The organism is Leucobacter sp. M11 (assembly GCF_035726885.1).
Lineage (GTDB): Bacteria > Actinomycetota > Actinomycetes > Actinomycetales > Microbacteriaceae > JAPFRB01.
This window is the reverse complement of sequence record NZ_JAPFRB010000006.1, coordinates 1-9096: the sequence shown is the minus strand read 5'-3', so window position 1 is coordinate 9096 and position 9096 is coordinate 1. Positions and strand designations below refer to the sequence as shown.

The 9096-nt window shown below is 65.9% G+C and carries 8 protein-coding genes; 4 read left to right on the top strand and 4 right to left on the bottom strand.

What is annotated here, in order from left to right; genetic code table 11:
* Positions 1–34 precede the first annotated feature (34 nt).
* Positions 35–937 (top strand): heavy-metal-associated domain-containing protein, encoded by a 903-nt coding sequence (locus OOT08_RS17050; protein WP_325094038.1) that lies wholly within the window; start codon positions 35–37, stop codon positions 935–937.
* A gap of 43 nt (positions 938–980) precedes the next feature.
* On the opposite strand, the gene OOT08_RS17045 is transcribed toward OOT08_RS17050, so the two are convergent.
* Positions 981–1862, bottom strand: a complete 882-nt coding sequence (locus OOT08_RS17045) for a helix-turn-helix transcriptional regulator (protein WP_325094037.1) — start codon at positions 1860–1862, stop codon at positions 981–983.
* A 186-nt stretch (positions 1863–2048) separates the two neighbouring features.
* Here OOT08_RS17045 and OOT08_RS17040 point away from each other — a divergent pair, with 186 nt between their 5' ends.
* Positions 2049–3209, top strand: coding sequence for an MFS transporter (locus tag OOT08_RS17040; protein ID WP_325094035.1), 1161 nt, complete (start codon positions 2049–2051; stop codon positions 3207–3209).
* Between the two features lie 212 nt (positions 3210–3421).
* Here OOT08_RS17040 and OOT08_RS17035 read toward each other — a convergent pair whose 3' ends face one another.
* The 3 genes from OOT08_RS17035 to OOT08_RS17025 form a co-directional block, all read right to left on the bottom strand.
* Entirely contained in the window at positions 3422–4819 is a 1398-nt protein-coding gene (locus tag OOT08_RS17035) for an amidase (protein ID WP_325094034.1), read from the bottom strand.
* Between the two features lie 5 nt (positions 4820–4824).
* A complete protein-coding gene (locus OOT08_RS17030; RefSeq protein ID WP_325094033.1) occupies positions 4825–6258 on the bottom strand; it encodes a purine-cytosine permease family protein in 1434 nt (477 codons plus the stop codon).
* Between the two features lie 89 nt (positions 6259–6347).
* Positions 6348–7517, bottom strand: a complete 1170-nt coding sequence (locus OOT08_RS17025) for an iron-containing alcohol dehydrogenase (protein WP_325094031.1) — start codon at positions 7515–7517, stop codon at positions 6348–6350.
* Positions 7518–7663: 146 nt separating this feature from the next.
* Between OOT08_RS17025 and OOT08_RS17020 the strand changes: the two genes are divergently transcribed.
* Positions 7664–8569, top strand: a complete 906-nt coding sequence (locus OOT08_RS17020) for a LysR family transcriptional regulator (protein WP_325094030.1) — start codon at positions 7664–7666, stop codon at positions 8567–8569.
* A 342-nt stretch (positions 8570–8911) separates the two neighbouring features.
* Positions 8912–9096 (top strand): hypothetical protein (locus OOT08_RS17015; protein ID WP_442916279.1); only part of this gene is annotated, 185 nt, incomplete at its 3' end.

Sequence of the window (9096 nt, the reverse complement as noted above, 5' to 3'; positions counted from 1 at the left end):
AACACCCACCGAACGTCACCCCGAAGGAGTCCCCATGAACACCGCACGCCACGACCCGCACGCCGAGCACCACGATCACGCTGAGCACCGCGGTCACCCTGAGCACACCGAGCACGCCGAGAGCGCTGCGCACGCCGGACACGACGTTCAGCCCGGGCACACCGAGCACGCCGGGCACGGGGGCGCTGCGGGACACGACCCGCACGCCGGGCACGGTGGCTCCGCGACCCTGGGCCTCGCACGGGCCGAGGGCGGCTATCAGCTCGGCGCGGTGCGCGCGCCGGGGAGCCCCGGGGAACCGGGCACGCTCGCCTTCGAAATCACCGGCCCCGACGGCGAAGCGGTCACCGACTTCGCCGAGCAGCACGACAAGCAGCTGCACCTCATTGTCGCCCGGAGCGACGGCGCACACTTCCGCCACGTGCATCCCGTCCTGGACGAGCAGGGCACCTGGTCCCTGCCGTGGGCGTGGGACGCGCCCGGCACCTACCGTGTCTTCGCGGACTTCATTCCGAGCGCCACGGGCGCGGGGCTCACCCTCTCCACCACGGTCGAGGCCACGGGCGAGGAGACCCCCCAGGCCGCGACGCCCCGAGCCGAGACCACCACGGGCGGCTACGACGTCGCGGTGCACGGAACCCTCACCCCGGGCCGGGGCAGCGAGCTGCGCTTCACGGTCAGCCGCGACGGCGAGCCAGTCACGAGTCTCGAACCCTACCTCGGCGCGTTCGGGCACCTCGTCGCCCTGCGCGACGGCGACCTCGCCTACCTGCACGCCCACCCGCACGGCGAGACACCCCAGCCCGGCGACACCTCGGGGCCGCTCATCACCTTCGAGGTCACCGCGCCCACTTCCGGCCGGTACCTGCTCTTCCTCGATTTCCAGGTCGCGGGCACGGTGTTCACCGCCCCGCTCGTCCTCGACACCGTCGGCTAAGCGGAGCCCGCCGCGCCATCGAGTCGCGGGAAGAAGCCTCCGCTCAGGCGGGCTCGTGCCGGGCCGGGCGCGACTCGGGTTCCGTGAGCGTGCTGGCCAGGAGCGCGAGGGCGTCTCGGCTGGGGCTCCCGGCCTCGGTCGTGTAGAACTCGATGCGCAGGTCCGGGGTGCGCGGCTGGGTGAGCACCTGATAGGTCAGTTCGATCCGGCCCACCTCGGGGTGCTCGAGCGCGCGCTGGCCCTCGGTGCACTCCCGGACGTTGCCGCTGGCCCAGAACCGCGCGAACTCGGGGCTGTTGATCGTGAGCTCCCCGATCAGCTCGGTGAGCAGCGCGTCGTCGGGGTACCGGCCGCTGACCATGCGCAGGTAGGCGACGTGGGTTTTTGCGTAGTGTTCCCAGTCCGCCTCCTGCGCCCGGGCGTGCGGGTCGAGGAACAGCATCCGGGTCGTTGAGGGTCGCTGCGCGGGGGTCTCGGGGCTGCCCACGTCGAGGTGGCTGGCGATGAGCCGGTGCCCGAGGGGGTTCCACGCCAGGACGTCGTTGCGCCGCCCGAGGACGAGCGCGGGCACCTCGGGCATGGCCGCGATCAGCTCCCGCATGGAGGCGGAGGCCTGTTCGCGGTGCGGGCGTCGGTTTCGCGGCTTCGTCGCGGAGCGGCTCAGGTTGAACAGGTGGGCGGTCTCGTCAGCGTCGAGGAGCAGCACCCGCGCGAGCGCGCTCAGCACCTGCTCGGAGGCGTTGACGCTGGTGCCCTGTTCCAGGCGGGTGTAGTAGGCGACGCTCACCCCGGTGAGGTGGGCGAGTTCTTCCCGGCGGAGACCGGCGACCCGCCTGCCGGGGTGCACGGGAATGTCATAGTGCTCTGGGGAAACGCTCGCGCGCCGCTGGGTCAGGTACGCGCCGAGCTGACTCGGTTCTGCCATGACCCCAGGGTACCCAGCCGGGGTGAAAAACCGGTGGGCGAGGGTGTCCCTGTCAGGGGCAGGAACGCCGGTCGTAGGAACGACCCGTGTCTGGCACACGCCGCCGGGGTCCGGTGGACTGAGGGGCGTCGTCGTTCGTCCATCGGCCCGCCCCGCGCTGGCCGAAGAAAGGGAGCGTTTCTCGCCATGCCTCTTGCCCTCCTGGTGCTTGCCGCGGGTGCCTTCGCCATCGGCTCCACCGAGTTCCTCACCAACGGTCTCCTCTCCCAGCTCTCGGCCGAGCTGGGGGTGTCGATCCCGCAGGCCGGGCTGGTCACCACCGCCTACGCGATTGGGCAGATGTGCGGCCCCCTGCTCGCGCTGGCGCTGCTGCGGATGCCCACGAAACGGGTGCTGCTGGTCCTGCTCGCGCTCTTCAGCGTCGGGAATCTCCTGGCGGCGCTCAGCCCAACCTTTGGCTTTCTGCTCGCCAGCCGCTTCGCGACCGCCTGGTCACACACGGCCTTTTTCGGGGTGGCCTCGGTGGCGGCCTCACAGCTCGTCCCCGCCACGCGGCAGGCCAGTGCGATCGCGCTGGTGTTTTCGGGGCTCACCCTGGCCATGCTGCTCGGGATGCCGCTGGGCACCCTCGTCGGGCAGGCGTGGGGGTGGCGGGCCGCGTTCCTCATCGTGACCGCGATCAGCGTGGCGAGCCTCGCCGGGATCGCCACCCTCATCCCGCGGGACCGGGAGTTCGCGCCGCCCTCCCTCCGGGAGAGCCTGCGCCCCTTCGCCCGGTTGCGGCTCTGGGTGGCGCTCGGCGCGACCGCGATCGGCTTCGGGGGGCTGTTCGCGTCCTTCACCTTTATCGAGCCGCTCCTCACCGGCGTGACCGGCTTCGCTAGCCAGGACGTGATCTGGCTGCTCGGGATCTACGGGGCCGGGCTCGTGGTGGGCAACTGGGCTGCCGGAAAGGCCGCCGACCGCGCGCTCGTCCCGACCACCATCACGCTCCTGATCGCGCTCACCCTCGCGCTGCTCGGCCTCGCGTGGGGCGCGGCCACCCCGGCCGCCGTGATCCCCCTGCTCTTTGTGCTCGGGGCCTGCGGCTTCGGCCTGCTCACGCCCCTGCAGACCTTCGTGCTCCGCTTCGCCGGCTCCGCGTCACCCCTCGTCGGCACGGCCAACACCGCGGCGCTCGGCGCGGGGATCACGATCGGCTCCCTGCTCGGCGGCATCGTCCTGGCGGCGAGCCACAGCTACAGCGCCGTCAACCTCGCCGCCGCGGGCATGACCCTGATCGGCCTCGTCGTCTACGTGGTGGCCGCCAGCACCGCGCGGCCAGCCGCGGTATCGCGCGGCTCCTGAGCGCCCGGAGACGCGGCACCCGCAGGACGGGCGGCATCAAATCGGACTCACCGTTCATCGCCTGGGGTGCCGGGGATCGGAAGCGCGGGGAACCCTTCCCGCTCAGGCACGACCGAGGGGCACCGCCCGCACCAGAACGGGCGATGTCCCCAGCGGTTCGTGCGCCCTCCTCGCGTGGGAGGCGATCCGGCGACGAGGAGGGCGGCGGAGTGTCACAGCTCCGGGTGCTTCGCGTGGTGATCCGTAACGTGTTGGAAGGCACTCGCGATCCGGATCAGCCGCTCTTCACTCTCCGGAGACCCAACGAGCTGCCCGGCAACGGGCAGGGTCTCCTCTGGCGTGAATCCGATCGGGAACGTGATCGTCGGTACCTGGCTCATCGTGAAGGGCACCGTGTACCGGTGCACCTCAGACAACTGTTGCTCTCCCATCTGCACGGTGTCCTTGGCGAGCGGGGCTTCATACGGGAGCCCGGGGATAAACATGGCGTCAACCGACTCGAGCAGACGCACCACCCGACCGGTGAAGTCAGCTCGTCGTTTGAGCACGCGCTGGTATTCCAGCGCGGAGGTGGCGCGCCCCAGTGTGATCAGCTCGCGAAGCGCGTTCCCGTACGTTTCTTCGTGCGTTTCGAACCATTCACCGTGCGCGAGGGCGGTCTGCACCCCGCACACCACGAACCAGTCCTCGTTGATCTGCTCCGGATCTGGGAACACAAGCGGCACGATCTGCGCGCCGAGGGCCTCAAAATCGCGCAGAGCACGAAGCATACTCGCCCGAACGGTTTCCGAAACATCCGTCAGTGCCCAGTCGACGTCAACGCCGATCCGCACGCCACTGAGATCAGCGGGCATACGATCGCCCAGCCCCGCGACGCTCGAGGTCAGCGAGGTCGGGTCAAGCGGATCGAAGCCGGCGATGGCTTCGAGGACGATTCCGGCGTCACGAGCTGACCGAGTAATCGGTCCGACATGGTCCAGGGTTCCGGCGAGTTCGAAGGCCCCGAAACGGCTGCAGCGGCCCCACGTCGGCTTCAGGCCGGTTGCGCCGTTCGCGGCAGAGGGCATCCGAATCGAGCCTCCGGTGTCCGATCCGAGCGTGGCGAAGGCGAGCCCACCGGCGGCGGCGGATGCGCTCCCGCTCGAGGAAACACCCACCCACCGGTCCAGGCCCCAGGGATTCCGTGGCGCCACGAACGGCGCGGTGTGTTCACCGTACACGCCCTCCGTCGTGTGCACCCGGCCAATGATAATTGCTCCAGCGCCCCGGAGCCGGTTGACCACCGTCGCCGTCTGATCAGCAATCAAGCCGATCCGGCTCGGCATCCCGACCTCAAACGGTTGTCCCTCATCCGCGTAGATGTCCTTGATCGCGACGGGGACTCCGTGCAACGGTCCCCGCCAGTTCCCCGCTGCAAGTTCCGCGTCACTGCGAGCAGCAGCGATTTGCGCGGCAGCCACGTCAACCGTCGAAAATGCCCCCAAGATCGGATCCACAGCGGAAATCCGATTCAGCATGAACTCGGTCAGTTCCACAGCGCTGAGCTCTCTGGCAACAATTTTTCCTGAGACCGAGGCGAGCGACTCGAACTCCATACCGTGAAGCGTCATGTCGGTTATTCCTTTCCCTGAGTAACGGTAGCGGGAATCGTGTCGGAGACCACCCGGTAAAAGCGACCCCGGGTTGCGACCGTCAACACCACGTGGATAATCGGCCCCACCAGCATGGCCACGAACGAGGCGTAGTACACGGGGTAGATCCCGATCACGCCTGCGGCGCCGACCAAGACGGCCACCAACATGGCAATAATGCCGCAGGGGTTCCACTTCCGGACCTCATGATCCTGGTACTCGATTTTTTCCACCGATGCGTACCGCAGCATCTTCCGGCAGACGAAGTAATCAGCGAGCAGGATGAAGATCCACGTGTTGGTCATAATTCCGGTGACCGCAAGGAAGGTCCCGGTGTACTGCAGAATGTTGATGGGATAGAGCACGATGCCGAGCGCGAGAATCCCGACCATCCACCAGCCCCGCCGGATCGGCCGCCGGGCGAACGCGTCCCAAGTATTTGCGAAGGCGAGTGAACCCGAGTACAAATTCATCACGTTGATTCTGATCTGGGTGATGATGGTAAACACCACCCCAATGAACCCCATGACCAGGGCAAAGACAAACCCCGGGTCGGTCGCCCAGAGTTGGGGGTTTTCCTGAGTGAGCGTCGGCAACAGGGTGTAGGCAAGCATTGAACCGAGAACCATCACGATTGCGATCATGATCATTTCGCCGAACATGATGCCGGCGGTACCCCGGTAGCCGATCTTGGGCCGGGAGAATCGTCCGTAGTCCGTCGCCAGCAGCGCTTGGAACACGATCTGGCCGTTGACGAGCGAGAACGCCTGCCACATCACCGTTGGGTCGTCCGGCGAAAGCGAGACCCACTCTCCGGGACCGGCTATGGCGTAGCCGTCGGCGAGCATAAACATGCCGACGATAAAGAGTCCGATGAAGATCGGCATCCCGAAGCGCTGCAGAATATTCATCGAGTGCATGCCGCGCCAGGCAAAGAACAGGGCAGCCGCACCCACCAGGGCGAAGATCACACTGGCGGTCCCGGAGCTCTGACCGATGCCGAAGTATTGGCTGAGGGCGTGCGAAACAATACTGCCCTCAAAAATGAAATAGAAGATGTAGTTAATGCCGTACACAAAGGAGGCAATCGCCGAGCCCTTGGCGCCAAACCCCAGCCCGCGAGTGAGGAGGACCAGGCTCAGCCCCTCTTTCGAGGCGATCCTCATCACGAGCGCTCCCAGAATAGTCGACATCACCACGAGGTATGTGAGTGGGAGCAGCATGTTCGGCCAGCCGACGAGGAAGCTAATTTGGCCACCGAGTGTGAACCAGAACATTGCGGTGACGTTCCCGGTCAAAATCAGCAGAATCGCGAAAGCTGGCCATCGCTGGGTCTGGGGCACACGCTTCGTCGCGTAGCTCTCCATTTGGTCGTCCAGCGACGTCGCTGGACTCTTGAACGCATCCTTGAATGCCATGGGTAGATCCCTTTCTTGGTCTGGCGTTCCGCGAGGTACCGGTTCAGCGTCCGGGAACGAGGCGAATCGCACGGGGTACACGTCTCTGTCTACCCCCGGGGGGAATACATGCTCAGGAAGAGCGCTTCGACGTCCTCCTGCGTCGGGATTCTGGGGTTGTTCGCTGGCGAACCGGAAGCGAGTGCTTGGGCAGCCATTTCTGGCACGGCTCGGTCCCAGTCCACGCGGGCGATGCCGAGTTGCTCCGGCGAGGGCACACCGAGTTCGTTCCGTAGCTTGTACAGCTCACGAACGAGCGCGGACGCCGCCGCCTCGTTCGAGTCCGCGGAATGACTTACCCCCAGGGCACGAGCGCAGTCCGCATATCTGGGCAGCGCACTGTCGAGCGAGTACTCGGTGACCTCCGCAAACAGCATCGCGTTCGCCATGCCATGCGCAATATGAAACTTCGCACCCAGGGGGCGGCTCATCCCATGCACCAGGGCAACGGAGGCGTTCGAGAAGGCGATCCCAGCGAGTGTAGCGGCCTCCATCATCTCGGCACGCGCGAGCGAATCTTCGCCGTCGTCCACGGCACGTCGCAGACTCCGACCGATCTGACGGATTGCGTGCAGCGCGAGCGCATCCGTGAATCCCATAGACCGGCTGCTCACGTAGGCTTCAACAGCGTGCGTCAACGCATCGAGCCCGGTGTCAGCAGTGAGCCGGCTCGGCATGCTGACCGTGAGCTCATAGTCAACGATCGCTGCTCTGGGCAGGTAGGAAGGGCCCCCGCAGAGCATTTTCTCCCCGGTCATGGCGTCCGTGATCACCGTGAACTGGGTGGCTTCCGATCCCGTGCCGGCCGTCGTGGGAATCGCGATAATCGGCAACGCCGGTCCCCGATACGAGATCGGCGCTTTCAAATCGCGCATCTCACCCCCGTGCAGACTGAGCACCGCCAGGGCCTTCGCGCTGTCGATCGGGCTCCCTCCCCCAAGCGCAATCAGCACATCAGCCCCGTGCTCTTGGATGGAACACAGGCCCGCCTCGAGTGAATCCGTCGTGGGGTCCGGGACGGTCCCGTCAAAGATCTCCGTGGGAATACCCGCGTCGCCCAACAGCCCGCGAATCCGCTCCGGAACCCCCGAGGTCGTCAGAAACCGATCGGTGACGATGAGCGCCCGTGCGGCGCCGACCTGAGCCACCACCTCACAGATGTCGTTGAGGGCTCCCCCACCGATTCTGAGGATCGGGGGGACACTAATGTGATGCACCATTGCTCGAGGGGCTCCTCTTTCATTCGCATCGGAGGAATCTCTCCGATGCCATCCGATTATGCTGGGATAAGAACACAGCTTCAACGGCCAATACCGCAGTGTTCACTGCAGAGTTGCAGTTATAAAATTTCGGGAGGGAAGCAGCGTTGCTTGACCACATCACGATCTTTCTCGAGCTTGTCCGAGCGGGAACCCTCAGAGGAGCGGCTTTGCGTCTTTCCCTTGACGAAACCACGGTGTCCCGCAGATTAAGCAAGCTTGAAGACTCCTTTGGCGCTCGTCTGTTTGACCGCGGGCGGGGCGGCTGGACGCTGACCGAGGCAGGCACCCGCTTGGTCCCCTACGCGGAATCCATCGACTCAGAGTTCATGACGGCTGTGGAAGAGGTTTCCTCGAAGCGAGGTGAGCTCTCCGGATCACTCCGGGTCATCACCACGGACGGTTTCGGGGCCTACCTGCTCTTACCCGGGCTACAAGCGTTTCATGAGGAGCACCCGACTCTTCGCCTTGAGGTCTCAACCTCGACTCGGCACTCAGCAACCCTGGAACGGGATTTTGACGCCGCGATTACGCTGGAGCGACCCTCGAGCGCGTCAGCGGAGGTCCAGCACCTCACCGATTACGAACTCAGGTGCTACGCAAGTCACTCTTACTTGGAGAAGCACGCTACTCCGGGCGGGCTCGAAGACCTCCGGAGGGACCACACCATCATTTGGTACATCGATGCGCTACTCGATGTGGAACCGCTGCGCTTGATCGATGCGCTCGTCCCAGGGTCTCGAGCCATGATCCAGACGAACAACATCTCGGGGCATCTCAGCGCGGTTCGAGCGGGACTCGGCATCGCGCTCCTCCCGACCTATATCGGCGAGGGCGAACCCGAGCTTCGCCAGGTGCTCCCGGACCAGATTTCGGTTCGGCGTAGCTACTGGCTCACGATTCCCCGCTCGACACGCTTACTCGCTAGGGTCACCGCTTTCAGAGCCGCCCTCGAGACAATTACCACGGAGCATCCGCACCTCTTTCCCCCGGAGCGGAACAAACACCGCTGAGCCTGAACCGCAATCGCTGCACGGCCACACACGCCGGATTGACAAGAACGCGAGTTCACCGCCCGAAAAGGCACCGGGACGCCTTGTGCGCAATAGACAGCCGTTCACTCGGGTATGCATTTTTCTTTGCCGGCACGACCTCGGACTCAAGCCCCGCAGAAACAGCGCCCAGGTCCTCGGTTCCTCCGAGGAGTTCCGACGGCTCCATGACCCCGCGGCCGGCCCCGGATTCGCGCGGCTCCTGAACCGCAGGGAAGCCGGGTCCCGGCTGGCCCGGGGCTCCGTACAGCACCGGATTTTTGGTAATGCTGCGTTGTCGGTGGTCCCCCTTACTCTGTGGGCATGAATCGGAAACCCGGCCACCCCCACCCCCCGCCCGCGGCACCCGCCGCGGGGTCCGCGGCGCCCGGGACCCCGGATGCGCACCAGCCCCACACCGCTGCCGTGGAGCACGCCGAGACGATCACGGTGCCCCTCACCTTCGCGGGCCTCCAACACGCCCTCGACACCCTCCTCACCGTCACCGC

Excerpts from the sequence above, each read along its gene's own strand:
- OOT08_RS17040 (WP_325094035.1), top strand. The coding sequence starts at position 2,049 with ATGCCTCTTGCCCTCCTGGTGCTTGCCGCGGGTGCCTTCGCCATCGGC.
- OOT08_RS17025 (WP_325094031.1), bottom strand. The coding sequence starts at position 7,517 with ATGGTGCATCACATTAGTGTCCCCCCGATCCTCAGAATCGGTGGGGGA.
- OOT08_RS17030 (WP_325094033.1), bottom strand. The coding sequence starts at position 6,258 with ATGGCATTCAAGGATGCGTTCAAGAGTCCAGCGACGTCGCTGGACGAC.
- OOT08_RS17045 (WP_325094037.1), bottom strand. The coding sequence starts at position 1,862 with ATGGCAGAACCGAGTCAGCTCGGCGCGTACCTGACCCAGCGGCGCGCG.
- OOT08_RS17050 (WP_325094038.1), top strand. The coding sequence starts at position 35 with ATGAACACCGCACGCCACGACCCGCACGCCGAGCACCACGATCACGCT.
- OOT08_RS17035 (WP_325094034.1), bottom strand. The coding sequence starts at position 4,819 with ATGACGCTTCACGGTATGGAGTTCGAGTCGCTCGCCTCGGTCTCAGGA.